Here is a 24,333-nt window from a genome sequence, read left to right on the forward strand (position 1 = left end):
GCGCTGCCCTCACCAGAAAGTTTGCAGGTTGTTTGCTGAAAGCCCGTTTTCCGATCTCGTTGCGTTGCGAAGCTGATCGGATGCGCCATTACCGAAAAACGCACGTCATGCGGTGCTTGCAGCCATGCACACCGACTAACTCGACTGGTCCTTGCCCGCCCACCGTCGCGGGACCTTACGCGGCATGGATGCCGCGTAAGAGCCTACATGGACGTACTTGCGGCGTGTCCCGCGAGGGTGGGCGGGCAAGGGCCGTGCAGCCAAGCCGCAGATCAGCCTCTCTCCGCTTTACGACCGACCCGACCTGATGGACTAGAACTTCAAGTCGACCCGCGCATACCAGAAGCGGCCACCGGGAATGTCGTAGGTAGACGCGTCATAGCCGTTGAGCGAGCATGACAGGCAGATCGGCGGGTCCTTGTCGAACACGTTGTTCAACCCGGCGGTGAGCTGCAGGCCCTTGAGCCAGTCGATGCGGTAGCCCACCTGTGCATCGTGGTAGGTGATCGCATCCAGCCGATTGGTGCCTTCGGTCGGGTTGGAACACACCGCGAATTCGACGGCATCGCCGCAACGCTCGGTGAGCTTGGAAATGTGGCGAGCCGTCCACGATGCGGTCCAGTTGCCCAGCGACCAGTCCAGCACTGCGTTGCTGGTCCACTCGGGAATGGCGCTGTCCACCACTTCGATGCCCGGCCCCTGCGGTTGCCGCTGCCCTGCTGCGCCCAAGGCTTCGTAGCGACCCACGAAGGTGTTCTGCCAGGAGAGCTTGAAACGGCCCAATGCGCTTTCCGGCAGGGTCCAGAACAGGTCCACGTCCCAACCGTCGGTCTTGATCGAGCCCAGGTTGGTCAGGCGGTTGTTGAAGGTATTGATGCCGCCGGTGGACGCGCGCCCGATGCCGTCGCAGTACAGCGCATCCAGCGTGTCCACGCACAGGTCCAGTTGTGTCTGCGCATTGATCGCCTGGATCGCGCCATCCACGTGGTGGCGATAGAACGTCACCTCCATGTCCAGCCGATCCGACCAGCTGGCATTGCTGGCGAAACCCGGGCTGAAGACGAAGCCGGCGCTGAAGCTGCGCGAGCGCTCCGGATCCAGCTGTTCGTTGCCACCGGTGGTGACCGAGATCTGCTGGTTGGCCTGCTGGTACCCACCCGGCACGCCGAGCGCAGCGCAGTTGGCGGCGCTGCCCCGTGGCGCAGTGCCGCCCAGGCCGATCGAACACGGATCGGACAATTGCAGGTCGGCGCGCGCCGCCGAGCCGAACAGCTCGCCGATGGTCGGTGCACGGAAACCTTCGGCGTAGCTGGTGCGCAGCACCAGCTCGTCGGTGACCTGCCAGCGCAGGCCGTACTTGGGGGTGAACTCGCCGCCGAAGGTGGAATAGTCCGAATAGCGTCCGGCGATGTTCAGATCCAGCTTGTCGCCCAACGAAGAGTTGGCGAAGATCGGGATATTGAGTTCGAGATACGCTTCGTTGACGTCGTAACTGCCGGCCGTCGGCAACGACGGCACGCCGTTGTAGCGCCCGGCCACGGTGAGCGGATCGGGTTGATAGGAGCCTTCGTACTTGCGGTATTCGTAGCCGGTGGCGAACGAGACGGCGCCGCCGGGCAGCTGGAACAGCTCGCTGCTGAGGTTGGCGGTGAACAGGCTCAGTTCGTTCTGGCTGCGGTCGCGCACCACCGGCTGGATCCAGCGCAACATGTCCGGCGTGATGCTGCCGGCGCCGCTGAAGATGTCCAGCGGCACGCAGCCGGCCACCGCCGCGCAGGCGGCCGGATCGCCCAGCGCCAGATTGATGTTGTAGATGTTGTAGCTGCCGTAGTTGGTCTGTTCGGCCTTGTTCTTGCTGTACATGCCGTTGACATCCCAGTACCAGGTGCGCGCGCCGCCTTCGAAGCTGCCCACCAGCCCGGTGCCGACATACTGCGTGTCCACCTGCTGCTCGTAGCGGCGCGGCCCGCCTTCCACCGGGCGCCGGCCGATCTGGATCAGATTGGTGGCCGAGTCCAGATCGAAGCCGAACGGATTGAAGGGATTGAGCGCCGAAATCCGGATGTTGTCGGCCAGCGGATTGCCGGTGCCGGCGTCGGGGCCGAGGAAGATCGGTTCCGGTGCGGCCTGATTGGTCGATTCGCGCCGGTTGCCCAGGGCCTTGACGTACCACTGCACATCGTCGGTGAAGTAGTAGCGGAACTGCGCGAACACGCCCTTGCGCTCGGACGGTGTCAGCAGCAGGTTCTGTTCGGCGAAGTTGTAACGGTCGGCGGTACCGAAGCAATGGTAGTCGTCGCTGCGCGTACAGCCGGCGCTGCCGTCGTAGCGGGGCGTGCCCACGCCGGCATTGGGGGTGAGGTTCTGGCGGACGCCGGTGGTGGGGTCGACGAACTGGAAGCGTCCGTCCGGCGTCGCCGAACTACCGAAGGTCAGCCCGGTGCCGGGAATCGGGAAGCGCGATTGCGCGCGGTCGCGCGCGTAGATCGGATCCTGCTTCACGTAGCTGGCGCCGAGGAACAGGCTGAAGTCCTCGCCGCTGGTGCCCCAGGCCAGGTCCACGCCCTGGTTGGCACCGTCGCCCTTGCCGTACTGGCCGTAGTTGAGCGTGACCTGCGCACCGTCGAAGCTGCGCCGGGTGATGATGTTGACCACGCCGGCGATCGCATCGGAACCGTACAGCGAGGAAGCGCCGTCTTCGAGTACTTCGATGCGCTCGACGATGGCCAGCGGGATGGTGTTGAGGTCGGTCGAGGAGCCCACGCCCGAGGCGGAGGATTCATTGACCCAACGGATGCCATCGACCAGCACCAGCACACGCTTGGAGCCGAGATGGCGCAGATCCACCTGCGCCGAGCCCGCGCCCACGCCGCCGCCATCGGGCGGAAAGCCGAAGTTGCCGGAGGAATTGAACTTGGCATTGAGCGCCGAGCCGGACGCGGTGAGCTCCTGCAGCACTTCGCCGATCGAGGTCAGGCCGGTGCGCTCGATGTCGGCGCGATTGAGCGTCTGGATCGGCACCTGCCCTTGCAACTCGGCGGTCTTGATGCGGGTACCGGTGACCTGCACGCTGTCGAGCGTACGCGTGGCCGGCGCGGCTTCGGGCTGCTGCGCCCAGGCGAGTGTGGGAATCAGGCACAGCGACAACTGCACGGCCAGGCGCGACCGCGTTGGGCAAATCAGACGCTTCATCCTTTCTCTCTCCGGAAGGATTTGGTAAGTGTCCGCACGCCCCCGTGCCCTGCGGTCCGCCCCGAGTTTTAAATGAAACCTTAACGCTCCGCAATCGGGCGATGCAGCACTGCGATGCGCGTCGCAGTCATGGTCGGAGTATCCCCGCCGTATTGAGGGGCGCAGGCCGCATGGATCCGCCCATCCGAGCGCAGCCTATGATCGATTGCAGCTCTGCCGTGCAACGCATGCGCTGCCGCCACCATCGCGCGTTCACCTGGGCGCTCAGCCCTGCTTCGGTATCATCGCGCGATGACCTCCGCCCCCCGTTTCGCTTCTCTCGTCGCCGGCGTGCTGTGCCTGTGCGGCACCGCCCTGCACGCGCAGGATCTCGACCCGCAATTGAGCGCGATGCGCGATGCGCTCGCCGCCGCCGAGCGCGGCCAGTCCGATCCCGCACAGCTCACCGCCCTGAGCCGCCATCCGTTGTATGGCTGGCTGGAGTTCGCCACGCTCAAGCGCGGTATCGACAACGTATCCAACGCGCAGGCGCAGGGTTTCCTGCAACGTTACGCCGGCCAGCCGGTGGCAGAGAGCTTCCGCAGCGTCTGGCTGCCGGCGCTGGCGCGTCGGCAGGACTGGAATGCCCTGCTGGCCAATTGGAAGACCACCGACAACATCGGCCTGCGCTGCGCGCAGCTGACCGCGCGGCAGGCAACCGGCAAGCTGGATGCGCAGTGGAGCCGCGACGCGCTCACCCTGTGGCGCAACGGCAAGGCCTTGCCCGATGCCTGCGACCCGATGCTCGCAACCCTGGAATCGCGCGGCGAGCTGACGCCTGCGCTGCGTTGGGAGCGTGTGGAGGCGGCCGCCGATGCGCAGCAGCCTGCGATCATGCGCACCGCCGCACGCGGTCTACCGGCCGCCGATCTGGCGCTGGCCAACGACTACGCCGCGTTTCTCGACAAGGTCCACCCGCGTGCACTGGGCTGGCCCAAGAGCGAGCGCAGCCGCCGCATCGCCGTCGATGGCCTGGCCAAGCTGGCCAAGAGCGACCCGGACGCGGCCGAACAACAATTGCCGCAGCTCGCTGGCGCCCTGGATTTCAGCCAGGCGCAACGCGGGCAAGTGCTGTATCAGATCGCGCTGTGGACGGTGGCCTCGTACCTGCCGGATTCGGCACGCCGGCTCAACGCGGTACCCGACGCCGCTTACGACGAGCGCCTGCACGAATGGCGGGCGCGCGAGGCAATGGCGCGCGGCGACTGGCCGGCGGCGCTGGCCGCGATCCGCAAGATGCCGGCCACCCAGCGCGCCGATTCGCGCTGGCAATATTTCGAAGCGCGCCTGACCGAGAAGACCGGCTCGGCCGCAGCCGCACAACCGCTGTACCGCGCCGCCGCGCAGTCACCCACCTTCCATGGCTTCCTCGCTGCCGACCGCCTGCGCCAGCCGTACCGGATCTGCCCGTGGGAGCCCAAGGACAGCCCGCAGGCCAAGGCTGCAGTGGCGCGTGACCCGGCATTGACCCGTGCGATTGCGTTGTTCCAGATCGATCGCCCCGGTTGGGCGGTGGCCGAATGGAACGATGCCGCCAGCCGTTTCGACGACACCCAGCGTCGCCTGGCAGTGGAAGTGGCCAGCGACAACGGCTGGTTCGACCGCGCGGTGTTCGCGCTCGGCAAGCAACCGGACGAACAGCGCCTGTATGCGCTGCGCTTCCCGCTGCACCACGACGACAGCATCCGCCGCGAGGCTGCCAGGAATGCGATCGATCCGGCGTGGGTGGCGGCGGAGATCCGCGCCGAAAGCATCTTCAACCCGCGCGCGCGCTCGCCGGCCAACGCGATGGGCCTGATGCAGGTGTTGCCGGGCACCGGTGCGGCCGTGGCCAAGGGCATCGCCCTTCCCGGTTACGCGGGTGCGGCCAGCCTGTACGAGCCGGAGACCAATATCGCCATCGGCACCGCCTACCTGCGTCAGTTGCTCAACACCTACGGGCTGCCGTATCTCACCATCGCCGCCTACAACGCCGGGCCGGGCCCGACCGGCCGCTGGCAGTCGCAACGGCCGAACTTCGACCCGGATTTCTGGATCGAAACCATCAGCTACAAGGAAACGCGCGACTATGTCGCGCGCGTGCTGGCCTTCAGCGTGATCTACGACTGGCGACTCAACGGCGACATGCTGCCGCTGAGCGACCGCTTGATGGGCAAGCTGGTGGACAAGCGCCAGAAGCCGGTGTGTACGCCAGGCCAGGCGACCAATAACGCGGCGCAGGACTAAGCTCCCAATCAGCCGCCGAGCATTGCGGCCGGATGAGGTGATCGTGCTTGCGCGGTTGCGCGTGGTTGTCTTGGCCTGGGGCGCAAGCTAGGCGATGCCGCTCTGGTACTTGCCTTTCGTTCTCTCCTAAGCTTCGGGCTTTGAGGCTTCAGGCTCTGAGGCTCTGAGGCCAATCAAGATTTTCCGTCGTTGCGTTGTTCGGTGCATCGAAGGCTCGGGTCGTCGAGGGGAGCGATGCCCTCACCGCTTGCGGGACACGCCGTGAATCCGTCCCTGGAGGCTCGGTGGCGGCATCCGTGCCGCCACACGGTCCCGCAGCCGGCAAGGGCACCGCACCAGGATGTTGGTCGGTGGCCGCGTGAAAAGCTGTCTGTCGGCGACGTGCATTGGACGTTGAACCGGCGCATCAGTAGCCAACAATACGAAACACGCATAGCTCTTGACCACGCACACCGACCATCCCGACTGGTCCTTGCCCGCTCACCGTCGCGGGACCTTACGCGGCATGGATGCCGCGTAAGAGCCTACAGGGACGTACTTGCGGCGTGTCCTGCGATGGTGGGCGGGCAAGGGCCCTGCAGCCAAGCCGTGGATCAGTCGCCCTACGACGCGCGCAGCGCATCGGGCATCATGTGCGGATGAAGATCTATCTCGTTGGCGGCGCCGTCCGCGATGCCTTGCTCGGCCTGCCGGCCGGCGACCGCGACTGGGTGGTGGTCGGTGCCGATCAGGCGCAGATGCAGGCGCAGGGATTCAAACCGGTGGGCAAGGATTTCCCGGTATTCCTGCACCCACGCAGCGGCGAGGAATATGCACTGGCGCGCACCGAGCGCAAGTCCGGCCGCGGCTATCGCGGCTTCGTGGTGGACGCCGATCCCTCGGTAACGCTGGAAGAAGACCTGCTGCGCCGCGATTTCACCATCAATGCGATTGCCCGCGACGAGGACAGCGGTGCGTTGGTGGACCCGTATGGCGGTGCGCGCGATCTGCAGGCGCGCGTGCTGCGGCATGTGGGGCCGGCATTTATCGAAGATCCGGTGCGCGTGCTGCGTGCGGCACGCTTCATGGCGCGTTTTGCCGCACTCGGCTTCACGCTGGCACCGGAGACCGCGGCATTGATGCGCCAGATGGCAGCCAGTGGCGAATTGGACAGCCTGGTACCGGAACGGGTCTGGCAGGAACTGCGCCGCGCGTTGACCTGCGCACAACCATCGGCCTTCCTGCACACGCTGCACGACACCGATGCGCTGCGCGTGATCCTGCCGGAAATCGATGCGCTGTACGGCGTGCCGCAACGTGCGGAATTCCATCCGGAGGTCGACACCGGCATCCACCAGGAGATGGTCAGCGACATGGCCGCACGCCTGGCACCGGGCGATGCGCTGATCGGCTTCGCTGCGCTGACTCACGACCTGGGCAAGGCATTGACGCCGCCAGAGCAATGGCCGCGCCACCTCATGCACGAGCAGCGCGGCGTCGCGCCGCTGCAGGCGCTCTGCGAACGGCTCAAGGTGCCGCAGGACTACCGCCAGCTTGCCATCACCGCCTGCCGCGAGCATCTCAACGTGCATCGCCTGTCCGAACTGCGCAACAGCACCGTCCATGAATTACTGGTGCGCTGCGACGGTTTTCGTCGGCCCGAGCGCATCGCCCAACTGGCGCTGGTCTGCGAGGCCGACAAGCGTGGACGTTTGGGCAGCGAAGACGCCGGCTATCCCCAGGGCGAGCAGCTCAGGCAACTGCATGCCGCCGCGCTCGCCATCAATGCACGCGACCTGGCAGCGACCGGATTGCAGGGCCCGCAGATCGGCGATGCCCTGGCCAAGGCGCGTATTGCCGCGATTGCGGCCCTGCGCAACCGTGACGGGTAGCGCGGGCCAGCCGCGGTGAGCGGCGTACGCGCTGCACACTGCAGCGGCTGCGGTGCGCAGCCGCCCGGCCCATTCACAGCTTGAAATTCAGGCTCAGCATGAAGGAACGGCCGTTCTTGTAGAGGTAGTACGGCTGGTTCTTGTTGCCGATGTAGCTGAAGTAGGTTTCGTCCAGCAGATTGGTGGCTTCCAGCGCCACCCGCAGCCGCTCGGTGGCCTGGTAACCGAACGAAGCGTCGAGCTGGGTGAAGGCGTCGGTCATCTGCTGGCCGTTGAGCCGGCCGATCTGGGTGAAGTACTCCGAGCGCCAGCCCAGGTTCACCCGCGCACTCCACTTGCCCTGCTCGTAGTACGGGCTGATGTTGTAGGCGTTGCGCGAGTTGTACGGCAGGCTATAGTCGCCATCGGTGTTGGCGTCGGAATAGGTGTAGTTGGCCACCACGCCGAAGCCGTTGCCGAAGTTGTGCTGCAGGTTGAGCGCCACGCCCTGCACCTTGGCATCGCCGGCATTGGTGGGCACCGAGGTCTGGTAGGTGCTCGATCCACCGGTGGCGTTGTTGAAGAACACCCGGTCCTGCACGGTGGTGAGGATGTAGTTGGAAATGTCGCGCGAGAAGAATTCGGCGCTGAGCAGGCTGCTGTCGGCGAAGTACCATTCCAGCGATGCGCCCAGGTTGGTGGACTCGTACGGACTCAGGCCGGGGTTGCCGGTGGAAGCGGTCAAAGTGGTGTCGTCGGTGGCCACGTACGGGGTCATGTTGGTGTAGCGCGGCCGCGCGATGACCTTGGACGCGGCAAACCGCAGCATCAGGTCGTCGCGCAGGTCATAGGCGATATTGAAGGCCGGCAACCACTTGCCGTAGCTGCTGAGAAAGTTGACCGGCGTGTAGCTGCCGCCCGGCGCATAGCTGAAGCCATCGGTGGAATCACGCGTATGCACGTAGCGCACGCCGATGTTGCCGCGATAGCGCTCGCCGGAGAAGTTGCCCTGCAGGAACCAGGCGCGGTTCTGTTCCTCGATGCTGTAATTGCCGGCGTAGCTGATCGGCAGGCCCGCATCGCCTTCCAGGCCACCGATGTAGCGGCCGATCGCGCCACGGCCGATGGTGGCCCAGCGTTGCATGTCGGCGCTGGTGGACAAGCCATCCAGGTACCCGGACGGAGTGATGCCTGGCGAGAAATCCGCCAGCGTGCTGCCGTCGTTCGGCGCCCAGGTGCGGCTGTAAGACGACTGCCCGGTGGCATGGTTGGTGAGCTTGATGCCGGTGAGGATCTGGGTGAACGGCCCCCACTCCACTGCGTGATCGAAGTCCATTTGCAGGTAACGCTCCTTGTCGTACTGCGGGCTGTGGCTGGCGGAGACGTTGTTGAGCTGCATCGCCGCCGTATTGGTGGGATCGGTGCTGTAGTCCATCGCGGTGCGGCGCCCGTCGATGGTGTAGCTGTAGCCGGCCAGGTTGCGGAACTGGATGCCGTAGATGCGCTCGGCACCGCCCTGCGAGCTGGTGTACCCGACCTGGCTGGAGGCGTTCCAGCCATCGCCATGCCAGTCGGCGCGCAGTTGGATGCTGCCGGTGCTGACATCGCTGTTGCGCAGGTACCCATCCAGGAAGGTGGTGGACCGATCGCCGAAGGTGCCCGAGGTGGCTACGCCGTTCTCGAAGCCCAGCGCCTGCGCATCGCCTGGATTGGATCCCCAGTAGCCGTAGCGGCTCTGGTTGTAGTTGTCGAAGTTCTCGGTGACATACAGACCGGTCAGGTTGAGCTCGAAGTCGGCATCGGGCTTCCACTGCAATGCGGCGCTGATGCCATCGCGTTTGCGTGTCTGCTGGAATAGCGCGGTGTTGATCGAGGTGGGAAACACGCCGGTGTTGTTACCGACCACCGCAGGCGGAAACGCAGCACCGGCGACATCGTCGTAACCGAAGATCTCCACACCTTCGCGGCGCAGCACACGCTGCGAATGCATCACCGAGGTCAGCACGCCGAAGGTTTCGTCCTGGTTCTTCCAGCTGTAGAGCGCGGAGGCGTTCGGCTTGCCCTCGTCGGAGCGATCGTTGTACCCGTAGCTCACTGTCCCGGTGAGCGTATTGCGATCGAGCTCCAGCGGCTTGCGCGTGTGCACGATCACGGTGCCGCCGATCGAACCTTCGTCGATGCGCGCTTCGGGGGTCTTGTAGACCTCCATCAGCCCCACCACTTCCGGTGCCAGGGTGCTGTAGTTGAACGAGCGGCTATCCGGGTCGTTGGGATCGCCGCCCCAGCTGGTGGAGGCAATGGTCTGGCCGTTGAGCAGCACGCGGTTGAGCGCCGGATCGGTTCCCAGGATGCTGACCTTCTCGCCTTCACCGAATTGGCGATCCACGGTAATGCCGGAGAGCCGCGACAGGGATTCGGCCACATTGGTATCGGGGAACTTGCCGATGTCTTCGGCACTGATCGCATCCACGATCGCATCGGCATTGCGCTTGACGTTGAGCGCCTTGCCCAGGCTGGCCTGGTAGCCAACGACCTTGATTTCGTCCAGCGTGGACACCGATGGATTGGTCGGCGGCTGTTGCTGCGTGGATGCGGAAACGGGCGGTTGCTGGGCGGCGGAGGATGCCGGCGACTGTTGCGCAAGTGCCGGAAACGCCGCCGCGCCAGTCAGGGCAGCGCCACCGAGCAGCAGCGTGCGCACCGCCGCGCTCAAGCGGGCGTGTCGTGGCGAGCGCCGCCACGCGACCTCGCCCGACCGGGCATTGCATGGCTGTACCGTGCTGGCGACAACGTTGCCCGGCGAGCGCCGTGCAGGGGCGCGCTGTGTCGCGGCACAGAGGCGACCGGATGCAGCGCAAAGGATGGAGTTTGCAGAGACAGACAGCGGTAGCAGGCAGGGAAGCGGCATTGCATTGACCTCGTGGCAAAGACGTCAGGTCGCAACCGTCCGGTTGCGCTGGCGCGCGCGTTGCGCGCCACGCTGCGATCCGCCCCCTGTGCCAGACCGCAAGCAACGATCCGCATGACCCCATCGGTACACGGATCCAAACGCAAGGCCGATCATGGTCGGCCAGCGAGATGTGATCGAACGGAAGAGATTTCCTATTCGTTGACAACGTTATCAGCGAAGGTGCCTTCCGCCAGTGCGGCTGTCAACCCGGAAACGAGCGCGTATCCACGTTGTGCGGAAAACGCCGTCCTGCACGACGACAATGGAATGACCACGTGATCGCGATCGCATTCACTGACACAGGTGTGCAGTGCACTGCGCCTGAAACGTCGCCCCCGTAAGGCTGCGCACTGAAATGTTTCGCCGCGTGGTGCAGACAATCCCTTCTTCACGAGGTCCCTTCCGTTCCCCATGCCCAGCGCACACCTTGCCTGCGTCAGCTGCTCTCAGTCGCGCTGCCCGGCCACCCAGGTGTTCAAGACCTGCACGTCGTCATCCACCAGCACCAGATCGGCCTGATAGCCGGGCGCGATGCGGCCCAGGCGCTTGCCCAGGCCAATGCATTGCGCCGGATACGTGGACGCCATGCGCGCGGCTTCGGCCAGGTCCACGCCCAGCCAGCGCACGCTGTTGCGCACGGCGGTGGCCATGTCCAGCGCCGAGCCGGCCAGAGCGCCGTCGGCATTGCGTACCACGCCATCGACGGCGGTGATGGTTTCGCCGTACAGATCGAAGCTGGGGCTGTCGCTGCCGACCATCGGCATGGCATCGGTGACCAGCAACAGCTTGCCGCGCGGCTTGGCCGCCAGGGCCACGCGCAGGCTGGCCGGATGCACGTGCACGCCATCGACGATGACGCCGCACCACACATTGGGATCTTCCAGCGCCGCGCCCACGGCGTTGGGCTCACGCCCGGCCAGCTGTGACATCGCGTTGAAAAGATGCGTGAAGCCGCATACGCCGGCGGCGATGCCATCGCGCGCCTGTTCGTAGCTCGCAGCGGTATGCCCGGCGAACACGATCGCGCCGCCAGCGACGAAGGCACGGATATCGTCCAGAGGCACGCGCTCGGGCGCCAGCGTGATCAGGGTGACGCCGTTGTCCAGCGAGGTATCCACCGCGATTTCGTGCGCATCCGGCAGGCGAAACTTGCGCGCATCGTGCGTGCCCTTGCGTGCAGGACTCAGGTAGGGCCCTTCCAGATGGATGCCAAGCACGCCGGGCACGCCTTGTGCGATGGCCTGCCGCGTCGCCTCGATCGCTTCGGCCATCACCTGCGCGGTATCGCTGATCAGGGTCGGCAGCAGGCCGGTGGTGCCGAAGCGGCGGTGGGCCGCTGCGATCGTGGCCAGCGCCTGCGGATCGCGTGCGTTGTTGAACAACACCCCGCCGCCGCCGTTGACCTGGATGTCGATGAAACCCGGCAGCAAGGTGGCACCGCCCAGATCCACGCGCGTGTGCGCCTGCGCCACGCATGCATCGTCGGCTGCCACGACGGCCTGGATCTGCGCACCGTCCAGCAACACGGCCAGACCGTCCTGCAGACCATCGTCGGTCAATACGCGCGCATTGCACAGCGCCTGAATCGGGGAAGCATCCATGTTCAAACGGTTTCCGTGACCTTGTTCAAGTGCGGCGGCAGATCGGGATTATGGCCGCGCTGCAGGGCCAATGCATTGATCGCGCGGTAGAAGCTCTGCACGGTCAGCAGCGGTGCGCAGGCCGGATGCGTGGCATCGACCAACGGCAGATCGCCATCGGGAGCCGCCAGCCACACCCGCGCACCACGCGCGCGGAATTCGGCCGCCAGGGCACGCGTGCCGGCACCGGTTTCGTCCGGCTGCGCGAACGCCAGCACCGGAAAGCCCGGGCCCACCAGCGCCATCGGGCCGTGCTTGACCTCGGCCGAGCTGTAGGCTTCGGCATGCAGGCCACAGGTTTCCTTGAACTTCAATGCCGCTTCCTGCGCCGCGCCCAGGCCCAGGCCGCGGCCGAGCACGAACAGGTTGTGCGCGGGCACCAGACCCGCAGTGAGTGCGGACCAATCGGCCTGCCAGGCGCTGCGCAACTGCTGCGGCAAGGCCTCCACTGCGGCGAGCAGTGCGGGGTCGTTCTTCCACACTGCACCCAGCTGCAGCACTGCCGCCAGCGAAGCGAGATAGCTCTTGGTCGCGGCCACGCTCTGTTCCGGACCTGCGCCGAGCGGAATCACCACCTCGGCCAGCTGCGCCAGTGGCGAATCTTCCACGTTGACCAGCGCCACCACGCGCGCGCCGGCAGCCTTGGCGGCTTCGGCATTGCGCAACAGGTCCGGGCTCTTGCCCGATTGCGAGATCACGATGTACAGCGCCCCGCGCAACTGCAGCGGCGCCGCATACACCGAGCCCACCGACGGTGAGGCGGAGGCGGTGACGATGCCTAGCTGCGTTTCGAACAGGTATTTGGCATAGGTGGCCGCGTGGTCGGAACTGCCGCGCGCGCAGGTCACCACGAACGGCGGCGGGTTCTCGCGCAGCGACTGCGCCAGCGCGGCGATGGTGTCGGCGTTGCGTGCGAACTGTGCGGCGACCACGTCGGCGGTCTGTGCCGCCTCGCGGAACATCAGGGTCTCGGTTTCGAGGGGGAGGCTCATCTGGACTCAGGCGGATTCGGGGGGAAGGGGTTTGCCGGTGGACGCGGGTGCCGGCGCAGTGGAGCCACGCACTACCAGCTGCGGCACGAAACCGCGGTTCTGCAGTTGCGCCGGCTGGTCGTCGTAGGCATCGCTGCGCAGCTGGCTGATCAACAGGCGTGCGGCGTGCCGTGCGATGTCGTCGGTGGCCTGCTTGGCGGTGGTCAGCGCCGGCCACGACTGGCGCGAGAACGGGCTGTCTTCGAAACCGGCGATCGACAGCTGATACGGCACGTTCATACCGGTGGACTTGGCCGCTGCCAGCACGCCGGCGGCGATCTCATCGTTGCTACCGAAGATGGCGGTGGGCGGTTCGCGCAGCGACAACAACCGGCGCGCGCCACGGAAACCGTCGTCGAAGGTGTAGTCGCCGGGGATCACCAGATGCTTGTCCAGGGTGATGCCGTAATCCTTCAACGCCGCCTCGTAGCCGGCATAGCGTTCGCCACTGGAGCGATGCTGCGGACCGCCCCACAGGAAGCCGATGCGCTGGTGGCCGAGCTGGATCAGATGCTCGGTGATCTCATAGGCCGCATCGCGGTCGTCGATGTAGACGCACGGGCCATCGCCGGGATCGTCGGTGGCGGCGATGATGCGCACGCTCTTGATGCCGCGCGCAGCCAGGCCGGCCAGCAATTCGGGGCGTTCGGACATCGGCGCGGTCAGCACCACCCCGGCCAGACGCGAGCGCTGCACCCATTCGGCCAGTTCTTCGGCCAGCAACGGCGAGGTGGAATCGCAGGGATGGATCTGCAGACCGAAGCCGGTTTCACGGCACGCGGCCAGCACGCCGTTCTGGATGCCGATGATGTGGTACGGATTGGGGTTGTCGTACACCAGGCCGATCACGAACGGCGTGCCGCTGCGTAGATTGCGTGCGGAAGGATCGGGTTCGTAGTCGAGATCGGCGATGGCGCGCAGCACGCGCGCGCGCGTGGCCTGCATGACCGAGGGCTCGTTGTTGATCACCCGCGACACGGTCTTCAACGAGACCTTGGCGCGCTCGGCGACGTCTTTGATGGTGGGCCTGCGCATGGAAGTGCCTTGGTCGTCGGATCGCGTCATGCCGGCGCGCTCACTTGGCCTGGGCCGGCAGGCCCACGCGGTGACCGCGCAGCGAATAGAACAGGATGTACAGATAGCACGGCACCATCAGCGCAGCGAACACGACCTGGAAGTCGTAATGCTGCTTGAGGATGGCGAACAGCTGCGGAATGATCGCGCCGCCTGCAATGCCCATCACCAAGAGTGCCGAGCCGATTTCGGTGAACCGGCCCAGTCCGCGAATGGCCAGCGGAAAGATCGCCGGCCACATCATTGCATTGGCGAAGCCAAGCGCGGCGACGAAGCCCACCGACACGTAGCCAGGCCACATCATTGGGTTGGCGATGCCGAAAGAGGCGACAAGGTCCACCGACACGTAGCTTGGGGCGAACAAGGCACCCAGCGAGAACAGCACGCCCAGCACCGCCGACACGCTCAGGTAGCGCGCCTGCGAAATGACGCGCGGAATCAACACCAGGCCGGCGATGTAGCCCAGCAGCATCGCGCCCAGGGTGTAGGAGGTGAAGATCTTGGTGCTGTCCAACGGCAGATTGAGGCTGTGGCCATAGGTACCGATGGCATCGCCGGCCATCACCTCCACGCCGACATAGACGAACAGGCACAACACGCCCAGCCACAGGTGCGGGAACTGGAAGATGCTGGATTTCTGCACGCCACCGGTCGCGCCCGGCGTGGCGTTGGCCTCGGAGGGCTTGAGCTCGGGCAACGGCGAGAACAGCACGCCAATGGCCAGCAGCAGCAGGACGCCCGACATCACCAGATACGGCGCGTGAATCTTGGCGGCGAAGGCGGTGAGCAAGGCTTCCTTGGTCGCCGCATCGGCGCTGGCCACCTGTTCGGACAGGTCACCAATGCCGTGCAGCACCAGCGAGCCGATCAGGATCGGCGCCAGGATGCCTGCAATCTTGTTGCAGATGCCCATCAAGGCGATGCGGCGCGCGGCGCTTTCGATCGGCCCAAGAATGCTGATGTACGGGTTGATCGCCGTCTGCAGCAAGGCCAGGCCGCTGCCGATGACAAACAGGCCGCCCAACGCGCCCGGATACCAGCGCTGCGTGGCGAACTGGCCAAAGCCTGCTGCGCCCACGGCCATCACCACCAGGCTCAGCGCCAGGCCTTTCTTCATGCCGGTGCGCTTGAGAATCCACGACGAGGGCAAGGCCAGAAAGAAGTACGACAGGTAGAACACCATCAGCACCAGGAACGCGTTGACCTCGTTGAGGTCGAACGCCAGCCGCACGAAGGTGATCAGCGGCCCGTTGATCCAGGTAAAAAAACCGATGATGAAGAACAGCACGCCGACGATGGCGATCGAGACAACGGGATTTGCGGGCCTGGCGGTAGTCATGAATCGGCGGGCTCTGAGGTTGTCGTAAGGAATGCCGTCGGCGTCAGCGGCGCAGTTCGGCGACGAAGTCGTAGAAGTCGTTATGGCAATAGGTGTCGGTCAGCTCGATCGCACTGCCGTCGCGGGCGTAGCCCACGCGCACCACGTGCAGGATCGCCTCGCCGGTCTTCATGCGCAGATGTTCGGCCAGCCGCGCGGGAAGATTGATGGCGCGGAAGTACTGCAGTGCGCGCACCACCGGCGTGCCCTGCGCATCCAGGTAGCTGTAGAGCGAATCGCCCACCTGCTGGGGGTCGGAGACGATACGCTGCGGCAGCACGGCGTGTTCGTAAGCCATGACGCGGTCATCGGCGCTGCGCAGACGCGTCAGCGAGGCCACCGCCGCATCCGGCGACAACCCCAGCCGCAGGATCTCCTCGCCATGTGCCGGGCGCAGACGCCGCTCAAGCCAGCGCGTGCCGGGCTCGTAGCCCTTGATGCGCAGCGTCTCGCTGAAGCTGGTAAGCCCGCTGAGCTGGTGCTGGATCTGGGTGGTGACGAAGGTGCCGGCGCCCTGCCGGCGCGACACCAGACCCTGTTCGACCAGCACGTCCACCGCCTGGCGCAGAGTCACCCGCGAAATCTGCAGCCGCTCGCACAACTGGCGCTCGGCCGGCAGGGCTTCGCCGGCCTTCCACTGACCACCGCGGATGGCATCGGTGAGCTTGGCGGCCAGTTGCAGGTACAGCGGGGTTGGCGCGGAGGCGTCCAGGTGCAGCTCGTCCAGTCGCTTGTCGGCGTCTGCCTTGGCCTTGGCCATCGTTGTCTCCGCCAGCCCAGATTCGATAGGTCCAATATAGTACCAATCGGCGGCCCTGCACCAGCCCCTGCCGCGTCGAACCAGCTGAAGCCGCGAATCGGCGGGTGCATGGCCGGCCGGAAGCGGGCGAACTGGTATGCATCGCCGCGACCGGCCGGCAGTGGTCTGCTTCGACGAGCGCAAGCACCTGCGGCGCGATCGTCCACCAAAACGCGGGCGCGAGCCGCGTGGCAGTACAGCCAGACCAATTCGGGTGCGGCAGGGACGCGCGCGTCGGGGTCGGCGCGCGGCGCGTCGTGGCCGCCATGCGGCGCCGCGGCTATAGCCGGCCTTCGTCGTGCCTGACCAGCCAGCGCTCGGGCGTCTGCGCAAAGCCCAGCAACTGCAGGCCCAGTCGCAAGCCGGTGTCGCTGCCCGGTTCGACCTGGGTACGCCATTGCCAATGGCCGCTGCGCTGCAGGCGCAGTTCGGCACGCAGTTGCACCCCATCCGGCAGTCCGCCATCGGGCACGAGTGCCAGCACCATCGCATCGTCCACGCAACGCGGGCTGCCGCGCAGCCGCAACGGCAGCAATCCCGCAGCCTCGCCCGCTTCGCTGGGCAGCACCTGCACGACCACATTGCCGCCCGCCTGCCTGCACCGCGTGGCGTCGAAGATCGTCTGTACATCGCGCAGGTCGATCGACAGATCCATCAGCGTCGCTCCGCCAGGCTGGCGTAGCAACAAGCGGCCGCTGGCCTGCTCCACTCCCTGTCGTGCGCCTTGCACGGCGATGGCCTGCACGTCGGCCGAGCGCAATTGCACCTGGCGTTCGCCACGCAACAGCGGCAAGGCCCGCAGGCGCACGCCGACATCGCCCAGCTGCAGGCTGTTCCAGCGCACGTCGCGCAGGGTGCCGTTCCAGATCGAACCCTGCGCTTCCAGTGCGGAAAACGGCAGGTCCTCCGTCGACAACAGCAGACGCAGCGGAAAGGTGGCGATCACGCCAGTGGCGAGCAGCAGCATGCCCAGCAGCGCCAAGCGCAAGGCCCTCATGGCGCGACACCCGTCATCGTGCAGCGCACCTGCAGCTGGCCGTCGCGACGGCTGATCTCGAGCCGGCTCGGCGCCAGGTTCTCGCGCCGATCCAACTGCTCCAGCCAGGCGAACAGGCTGGCACTGGCAACGGCATCGATCTGCAGCTCGAGCGTTCCTGCCGGATTGCGGCGGTGATGGGTGATGGCGATATTGGCCTCGCGCGCACTGCGCAGGATGCGATCCAGCGGAACCGCCGCCACTGTACTGGCGCGTTGTGAAGCGCGCGCAGTCAGCAGCGCGTCGGCGGCCTGGTCATAGCGGGCCTGTGCGCTGGACGTCCAGTGCCGCAAGGGCACCCACAGGGCGTACCACGCAACGAAGGCGGCCACTGCCACCGACATGGTCGCCAGCATGATCCGCTCACGCGACGCGCGCGCCTGCCACCAGGTCCGCAAGGCGTGGTTCATCGCGGCGGCTCCAGCTGCACGATGGTGCGTATGCGCGCGTCGTCGGGCTGGCTCGGCGAAGGCCGCGGCTGCCAGCCGGCGTCGCGCAAGCGCGCGGCCAGGTGCTGCAGCTGTGCCGCATCGGCATGCAGCAAGGTGAGCCGCATCGCGCCGCTTTGCTGGTACGTCAGCGCATCCAGCTCCACGCCAGGCGTCGCTTCGACGGCGGAAAAGACGGCCGCCAGGCGCGGGGCGAACGCGTCCGGGATCGCGCCAGCAGGTGCCGCGGCCGCATCGGATGCGCCGCGCGCGTCGCGGGCGCCGGGCAGCGCGGCGGTGCGCCGTTGCAGCAGCTGCGCAGCGATCTCGTAGCGCAGGGTCTGCGCCAGCGACAGCACTACCGGCGACAGCAGCAACAACGCAAACAGCAGTGTCAACCGGCGTGTCGGCATGCCGGCGCGTGGGCGGGAAGTTGGCGCGAACGCCTTCTGGCGCAGGTCGAGGGGCGCGGCAACGGCCTGCCGGGCGAACTGCGCGATTGCCTGTTGCGGATCCGGATCCGGCGGCAGTGCCGGCGCCATGGGGAGCGTGGCGATCAACAGCTGCGCGAGCGGCGGCTCCAGGCTGCAGGCGATCTGCGAGCCGCGCAGCAGCCAGCGCCCATCCCATTGCAGCAGTGCGGGCGGCTGGTCGGCGGCCGGCTCGGGCAGCAACAGACAGTCCGGCACCACGGCATCGGGCACGATGCCCAGGCTCGCCGCACGTTCCAGCCACCGTTGCATCACTGCCGTGTCCACCGCCGCCACCAGCCGCGTGCCGTCGGCATCGGCGTGCGTGGCGATCGCCACGTGCAGGGTCTGCACAGCCACGGCCAGGTGTTCGGCCAGCTGCAGCCGCGCAGCGGCCACCGATTGCGCCATGCTGCGCCCGGGCAATGCCATCCAGCGCAGGTGCACATCGACCCCGGGCACCACCAGCACGTTGCGCGCATCCGGCACGGTCCGCGCGCTGCAATCGCCTCGCCACACCACCTGCCCCTGCGCATCCACGCGCACGGCTGTCGGTGGCGTTGTGGTCTCGGCCGGCAACAGCACCAGCGTGGTCATCATGTATCCGAACTCCATTGACTTGCCACCAGCCGCACGCGGCCGGCCGGGTCTTGCTGCAACAAGGCTTCCAGCAAGACCTGCGCACCGGCATGCTCGACCTCGCTGTAGAGGGAAAAATACCCGGTGCGTAACTGCACCTGCTGCAACATCGCATCCGATGGCGCGGCCTGCAGCAGGGCCGGCGTGTTGAAGAACACCGCCGGATCGCGCCACCCGCCTGCCGGGCGCGCGGCGATCACCCGGCGTGCCGAGGGCAGCTGCAGCCTGCCTTCGGTCAGCGCCACCAATACCGGCGCATCCTGCAGGCGCAACGTGTTGATATTCACCGGCGACAGCCGCCCTTCCGGCAATGCGCAGACATACGGCTGCAGCAAGGCGATGCGTTCGCCCGTGTAACCGGCGATGGCGCGTAACTCGCTGACGCCGGCCAGCAGGGTGGCGCCGGTCCGCGAGGGCAGCGCCGATTGCAGATACCGATCGTCTTCGGCGCCGTGTGCGCCGGGTCGGTCGTCGCTGTCGATCCAATCCACCAGCGCATCGGTCAATGCCTGCGCCTGTGGCGACGCGATGCCCAGTGCCTCGAGCAATGCCTGGTACTGGCGCGCACCGTCGTCGCTGCGCTGCCATTGCTCGGGCGCTCCGGCGACCACGCTATTGAGGTTGAAGCAGCTACCGCGATCGCGCAGCCGCACGCTGACCATGCCATCGTCCAACGGGAACGCCACCGGCCGATCGTTCCATCCCCCGTCCAGCGTGGTGCGCAACGGGTCGCGCCTGGCCAGCGCCTGCAGCCGCTGACGTGCCACCGTCTCGCTGCCCAGCGCATACCACTGCGCCTGCGTCATCGCCTCGCCATTGCCGCTGCGGCGCAGGCCAAAGCGCAGATCGTCCAGCACCGCGACCATCAGCAAGGTCATCACCGCCACCAGCAACATCACCGTCAACAGCGCGGCGCCGCATTGCCGCGGGGGTGCATGCACCGGTTTCATGCACGGCCCTCCGGCAGCAGGAACAACTGACGCACGCGCCCCCATTGCTCCAGGTCCAGTTCCAGCGCGATCGCATCCGGCAACGCTTCCAGCCCGCCGCTCCAGCCATCGCTCCACTGCGCGCGGTAGTGAAACGCCACCACGGCCGAGCGCACGCCACGCATCAGCACCTGCGGCGCGCCGGCCGCGGCGCCATCCAGTGCCGGGCGGGCGCTGCGCTCCAGGCGCCCTTCCACCACGCGGTACTCCACATACTGCAGCGCCGCGCGTGGTGCCTGATCCGGATTGCTCCAGCCGCGCCGTACGAATCCGAACAACGGCCCCTGCGTCCCCGGCGCAGTGGCGATGAAGGCTGCGCGCGCGGCGCTGCCTTCGCCGTTGCGCGTGCGCCGCACCGCGGCCTGTTGCAGATCGCTGCGCAGCAGGCCATGGGCCAGCTGGAACTCGCGCACCTGCTGCAGCCGCTCGCGGACGGCAGTGCGCTGATCGATGCTCTGGCGCATCGCCACCACCGCGGCGGCCGCCACCAACGCGAACACCGACAGCGCGACCAGCAGTTCGATCAGGGTGAAACCGGCTGCGCGGCGCGAAGGAGTCATTGCACGCTCCGCAACGCGCTCAGGCCGGCGATCTGCTGGCTCTGGCCGGCCGCATGCACGCGCACCTCGATGCGCACCATGCCGGCGCTGGCCGGAACGGCCTGGCGCTGCCAGTCCCAGCGGCGGCCGCCGAGCGTCTCCTGCCCGCGCGCCGGTGCCAATGCTGCGGCAGTGGGCGCCAGCATGGCGTCGATCATCTGGTTCTCCGCCACCACCGCGGCCAGCGCACGTTCTTCCAGTACCGCTGTCGTGCGCGCACTCTCGCCCGAAAGATTCAGCAGGCCGACCACCGCCATGCCGAAGATTGCCAATGCGACCATCAACTCCAGCAGCGAAAAACCGGCGACGACCTGGCGGTTACGGACGCGGTGCATCGACCCGTACTCCACCGGCGGCATCCACCAGCACCTGCACCTGTTGCTGCTCATCGGCCAACGCAATACGTTGCGGCGTGGCCGCGCCGGTGGGGTCGAAGCGCACGCTGAGCTGTGTGCTGCCAGCCGGCAATACGGTCTGCACACCGCCCGGCCAGAGCGTTGCGGAAAATGGCGTTTCTTCCAGCGCCACCCACTGCTGCCGCGCCTGGCGCCGAAACCTGTAGCCCCTCGTATCGATGATCACCTCGACCATGCGCAGGCTCAGGATCGCCTCGTCGCGTGCATGGATCAACGCACTGGCCAGCGTATCGGCCTGATCGTGCAGATCGCGCCGCGCATCGGGCAGGGTCATCGCCACCAGCGTGCTGGCCAGCGCGGTGATCACCAGCACCGCCAGGACTTCCAGCAAGGTGAACCCACGCATGCCCGCGCGCGGGTGGCGTGGTGCGCATCGCGGCGCACTGGCGGGGACGGCCGGCACGCTCCGGACTCAGCGCCAGTTGCCGATATCGGCGTTGTCGGCATCGCCGCCTTCGCCACCATCGGCACCGAAGGAATAGACATCGAAGCCGCCGTTACGTCCTGGACGCCGATATTGGTAGGCGTGACCCCACGGATCTTCCGGCAGACGCCGAATATAGCCGCCCTGCCGGTAGCGCTCGGGCCGTGCCAGGCCGGTTGGTGGGTTGAGCAAGGCCTGCAAGCCTTGCTCGGTGCTGGGATAAGTGAGGTTGTCCAGGCGATAGGTTTCCAGCGCCTGCTCCAGCACCGCGACATCGGCACGGGCCTTCTCGGCCATCGCGCGATCCTGGCTGGGCATGACGTTGATCATCACCACGGTGGCGAGCAGGCCGATGATGACGATGACCACCATCAGTTCGACCAGGGTGAAACCGCGGCTGCGTCGAGAGGCGGTGCGCGAGCCGGCGCAGCTGCGAGCGTGGGTGGACTGCATGATGATCTCCGGGAAACGGCTGCGCTCAACCAAGCGCCAGGGTGTTGAATTGCAGGATGGGCAACAGGATCGACAACACGATCACCGCCACCACGCCACCGAGCAGCACGATGATGGCCGGCTCCAGCAGGCTCATCGCGGCGGTGGTGAAGGATTCGAACTCGCGCTCCAGATAGTCGGCAGCGCGCTCCAGCATCGGCGCCAGCTGCCCGCTGTTCTCGCCGCTGGACGCCATGTACAGCAACGTCGGCGGAAACACCCCCGCACGCCGCAGCGCCGCCGCCAGGCTGCCGCCTTCGCGGATCGCGGTGACCATGCTGTCGGTGGCCAGCCGCAGGGCGCGGTTGTCCACGGTACGCGCGGCGATCATCAGCCCTTCCATCAACGGCAGGCCGCTGTTGACCATGATCGCCAGCGTGCGTGCCATGCGTGCGGCATGCAGGTCGCGAATCAGCCGGCCCAGCAGGGGTGCACGCAGGATGGCGCGATCTACCGCCAGCCGCGGCGTCGGTCGCCTGAGCAGGCGCACCGCAACCAGTACACCGATCACCGCGACGATCAGCAGCGGAATGCCTGCATGCAGCAGGCCGTTGGACACGCCGATCACCACACGCGTCAGCCAGGGCAAGGCGCGGCCCATCGAATCGAATTGGTCCACCACCTTGGGCACCACGAAGGTCATCAGCACGATGACCACGGCACCGGCGGTCAACGCCAACGCCGCCGGATAGACCAGCGCGGACTGCAGCTTGCTGCGCACCTGCGCCTGACGTTCGAGCAGATCGGCCAGCCGCTCCAGTACCTGTGGCAGGGCCCCCGCACTTTCGCCGGCGGCCACCATGGCGCGATACAGCGGCGGGAACGCGTTGCCCTGCCGCGCCATGGCATCGGACAGGCGGAACCCTTCCACCACCAACGCATGGGTCTGGCCGGTGACGCGACGCACGCCACGCCGCTCGGACTGGCTGCCGATGGTGCGCAACGCCTCTTCCAGCGGCGCGGTTTCGACCAGCGTGGCAAGCTGGCGGGTGAACAGCACCAGATCCTTGCCGCTGAAGCGCGCAGCGCGCACCGCGACCGTGGTTGCCCTGGCGGCATCGATGCGCACCGGCAGCCACTGGCGCTGCTCCAGCTGCGCACGCGCGCCCTGCGCACTGTCGGCGCTGATCGTGCCCTGCCGGCTGCGCCCGTGCAGGTCGAGCACCGTGTAGTCAAATCGCGGCATGCGCATCGTCCTGCTGGCGGGTGACGCGCAGCGCTTCTTCCAGCGTGGTCAGGCCTTGCAGCACGGCAGTGCGCGCGGCATCGCCCAGCCGCGGCGCGCGTGCGAAGGCGACTGCTGCCAAGGCGTCCTCGTCGGCGTTTTCACCGATCAACCGGCGCATGGCATCGTCCACCGCAATGGCTTCGTAGATGCCCACGCGCCCGGCGTAGCCGCTGTGATGGCAGGCGCTGCAACCCACGGCCGCATACACGGTGGCGGTGTCCTCGCCCTGCGTCAGCGCGCGCGTGGTCGCGTCCAAGGGGCGCGGCGTGCGGCAGTGCGTGCACAGCCGCCGCACCAGCCGTTGCGCCAGGATCAGCCGCAGGCTGGAAGCGAGCAGAAACGGCTCGATGCCCATGTCACGCAGACGGGTGACCGCGCCGACCGCATCGTTGGTGTGCACGGTGGACAGCACCAGATGGCCGGTGAGGCTGGCCTGCACCGCGATCTGCGCGGTCTCGGTGTCGCGGATCTCGCCGATCATCACCACGTCCGGGTCCTGGCGCAGGATGGCGCGCAGGCCGGCCGCGAAGGTCATGCCCACGCGCGCATTGACCTGGGTCTGGCCAACGCCATCGATGGCATATTCCACCGGATCCTCGACGGTGAGGATGTTGCGCGAGCCGTCGTTGAGCAGGCTCAGCGCTGCATACAACGTGGTGGTCTTGCCAGAGCCGGTGGGGCCGGTGACCAGCACGATGCCGTTGGGCACCTGCAAGGCCCGCTGCACGGTGTGCATCGCCGCCGGCGGCATGCCCAACTGCGCCAACGACAGGCTGCCCTGCTCCTTGTCCAGCAGACGCAGCACCACCCGCTCGCTGCCACGGGTGGGCAAGGTGGAGACGCGTACGTCCAGCGCCCTGGCGCCCATCACCAGTGACACGCGGCCGTCCTGCGGGATGCGCTTTTCGGCGATATCCAGCCGCGCCATCACCTTGACCCGCGACACCAGCAATGGCGCGATGCGGCCAGGCAGCGTGGCGGCCTCGCGCATCACCCCATCCACGCGCAGGCGCACGCGCAGGCGCGATTCATAGGATTCCAGGTGCACGTCCGAGGCACCCAGCCGCGCGGCCTCGGCGATGATGCCGTTGATCAGGCGGATGATCGGTGCATCGTCCTGGCTGTCGAGCAGATCGGCGGTAGGGATGTCGTCGATCAACGCGTCCAGGCTGCCGTGCAGGTCCAGCGCCTCGACCTGCATGCCCTGCTCCAGCCCGGCGTCGGCATAGATCTCCGACATCCGCCGATCGAACACCGCCGGCGCCAGGGTGCGCACCTGCAGCGGCATGCCCAGCGCACGACGCAATTCGATCAGCGCCTGCACGTCGCCGCCTTCGCGCAGACCGATCTGCGCGATGCCGTCGGTTTCGAGCAGCACGGCGCCATGGCGCTTGGCGAATGCGTACGAGATCGTGGTGCGTGGCGTGCTCATG

At 66.9% G+C, this 24,333-nt stretch carries 19 protein-coding genes; 2 read left to right on the top strand and 17 right to left on the bottom strand.

Annotation, left to right across the window (positions count from 1 at the left end):
* Positions 1–312: 312 nt before the first annotated feature.
* Positions 313–3,192 carry a TonB-dependent receptor gene (locus LL964_RS12375; RefSeq protein ID WP_104585718.1) on the bottom strand — a complete coding sequence of 960 codons (2,880 nt, stop codon included), beginning with the start codon at positions 3,190–3,192 and terminating at the stop codon, positions 313–315.
* Positions 3,193–3,483: 291 nt separating this feature from the next.
* On the opposite strand from LL964_RS12375, the gene LL964_RS12380 reads away from it, so the two are divergent.
* Both LL964_RS12380 and LL964_RS12385 read left to right on the top strand, forming a co-directional pair.
* On the top strand, positions 3,484–5,457 hold the full coding sequence (locus LL964_RS12380) for a transglycosylase SLT domain-containing protein (protein ID WP_146092316.1): 1,974 nt from the start codon (positions 3,484–3,486) through the stop codon (positions 5,455–5,457).
* Between the two features lie 638 nt (positions 5,458–6,095).
* Entirely contained in the window at positions 6,096–7,328 is a 1,233-nt protein-coding gene (locus LL964_RS12385; protein ID WP_104585722.1) for a multifunctional CCA addition/repair protein, read from the top strand.
* Positions 7,329–7,401: 73 nt separating this feature from the next.
* Here LL964_RS12385 and LL964_RS12390 read toward each other — a convergent pair whose 3' ends face one another.
* From LL964_RS12390 to gspE, 16 genes are all read right to left on the bottom strand, one after another.
* Positions 7,402–10,020, bottom strand: a complete 2,619-nt coding sequence (locus LL964_RS12390) for a TonB-dependent receptor (protein WP_425478135.1) — start codon at positions 10,018–10,020, stop codon at positions 7,402–7,404.
* A gap of 683 nt (positions 10,021–10,703) precedes the next feature.
* The gene (gene nagA, locus LL964_RS12395; RefSeq protein WP_104585723.1) at positions 10,704–11,858 is read right to left on the bottom strand and encodes an N-acetylglucosamine-6-phosphate deacetylase; all 1,155 of its coding nucleotides are present in this window, start codon (positions 11,856–11,858) and stop codon (positions 10,704–10,706) included.
* Between the two features lie 2 nt (positions 11,859–11,860).
* On the bottom strand, positions 11,861–12,889 hold the full coding sequence (locus LL964_RS12400; protein ID WP_104585724.1) for an SIS domain-containing protein: 1,029 nt from the start codon (positions 12,887–12,889) through the stop codon (positions 11,861–11,863).
* A gap of 6 nt (positions 12,890–12,895) precedes the next feature.
* Entirely contained in the window at positions 12,896–13,963 is a 1,068-nt protein-coding gene (locus LL964_RS12405; RefSeq protein WP_104585726.1) for a LacI family DNA-binding transcriptional regulator, read from the bottom strand.
* 40 nt (positions 13,964–14,003) lie between these two features.
* The gene (locus LL964_RS12410; RefSeq protein ID WP_104585727.1) at positions 14,004–15,341 is read right to left on the bottom strand and encodes a sugar MFS transporter; all 1,338 of its coding nucleotides are present in this window, start codon (positions 15,339–15,341) and stop codon (positions 14,004–14,006) included.
* A gap of 43 nt (positions 15,342–15,384) precedes the next feature.
* Positions 15,385–16,107 carry a GntR family transcriptional regulator gene (locus LL964_RS12415; protein ID WP_208621397.1) on the bottom strand — a complete coding sequence of 241 codons (723 nt, stop codon included), beginning with the start codon at positions 16,105–16,107 and terminating at the stop codon, positions 15,385–15,387.
* Positions 16,108–16,459: 352 nt separating this feature from the next.
* Positions 16,460–17,167, bottom strand: a complete 708-nt coding sequence (gspN, locus tag LL964_RS12420) for a type II secretion system protein N (protein ID WP_425478142.1) — start codon at positions 17,165–17,167, stop codon at positions 16,460–16,462.
* 5 nt (positions 17,168–17,172) lie between these two features.
* Positions 17,173–17,625: a type II secretion system protein GspM gene (gspM, locus tag LL964_RS12425; RefSeq protein WP_104585732.1), complete on the bottom strand. Its 453-nt coding sequence runs from the start codon at positions 17,623–17,625 to the stop codon at positions 17,173–17,175.
* Positions 17,622–18,713, bottom strand: coding sequence for a type II secretion system protein GspL (gene gspL / locus LL964_RS12430; RefSeq protein ID WP_104585733.1), 1,092 nt, complete (start codon positions 18,711–18,713; stop codon positions 17,622–17,624). The genes gspM and gspL overlap by 4 nt, the downstream gene beginning before the upstream one ends.
* A complete protein-coding gene (gspK, locus tag LL964_RS12435; RefSeq protein WP_104585735.1) occupies positions 18,710–19,702 on the bottom strand; it encodes a type II secretion system minor pseudopilin GspK in 993 nt (330 codons plus the stop codon). Before gspK ends, gspL begins: the two co-directional genes overlap by 4 nt.
* Complete coding sequence (gspJ, locus tag LL964_RS12440) at positions 19,699–20,301, bottom strand: type II secretion system minor pseudopilin GspJ (RefSeq protein ID WP_104585736.1); 603 nt, start codon at positions 20,299–20,301, stop codon at positions 19,699–19,701. The genes gspK and gspJ overlap by 4 nt, the downstream gene beginning before the upstream one ends.
* Positions 20,298–20,675 carry a type II secretion system minor pseudopilin GspI gene (gene gspI / locus LL964_RS12445; RefSeq protein ID WP_104585738.1) on the bottom strand — a complete coding sequence of 126 codons (378 nt, stop codon included), beginning with the start codon at positions 20,673–20,675 and terminating at the stop codon, positions 20,298–20,300. Before gspI ends, gspJ begins: the two co-directional genes overlap by 4 nt.
* Positions 20,659–21,102, bottom strand: a complete 444-nt coding sequence (locus LL964_RS12450) for a GspH/FimT family pseudopilin (RefSeq protein WP_104585739.1) — start codon at positions 21,100–21,102, stop codon at positions 20,659–20,661. Before LL964_RS12450 ends, gspI begins: the two co-directional genes overlap by 17 nt.
* 66 nt (positions 21,103–21,168) lie before the next feature.
* A complete protein-coding gene (gene gspG / locus LL964_RS12455; protein WP_104586449.1) occupies positions 21,169–21,633 on the bottom strand; it encodes a type II secretion system major pseudopilin GspG in 465 nt (154 codons plus the stop codon).
* A gap of 25 nt (positions 21,634–21,658) precedes the next feature.
* On the bottom strand, positions 21,659–22,858 hold the full coding sequence (gene gspF, locus LL964_RS12460) for a type II secretion system inner membrane protein GspF (protein WP_104585740.1): 1,200 nt from the start codon (positions 22,856–22,858) through the stop codon (positions 21,659–21,661).
* Entirely contained in the window at positions 22,845–24,332 is a 1,488-nt protein-coding gene (gspE, locus tag LL964_RS12465; protein WP_104585742.1) for a type II secretion system ATPase GspE, read from the bottom strand. The genes gspF and gspE overlap by 14 nt, the downstream gene beginning before the upstream one ends.
* Position 24,333 lies beyond the last annotated feature (1 nt).

It is taken from the genome of Xanthomonas melonis (assembly GCF_020783655.1).
Lineage (GTDB): Bacteria > Pseudomonadota > Gammaproteobacteria > Xanthomonadales > Xanthomonadaceae > Xanthomonas > Xanthomonas melonis.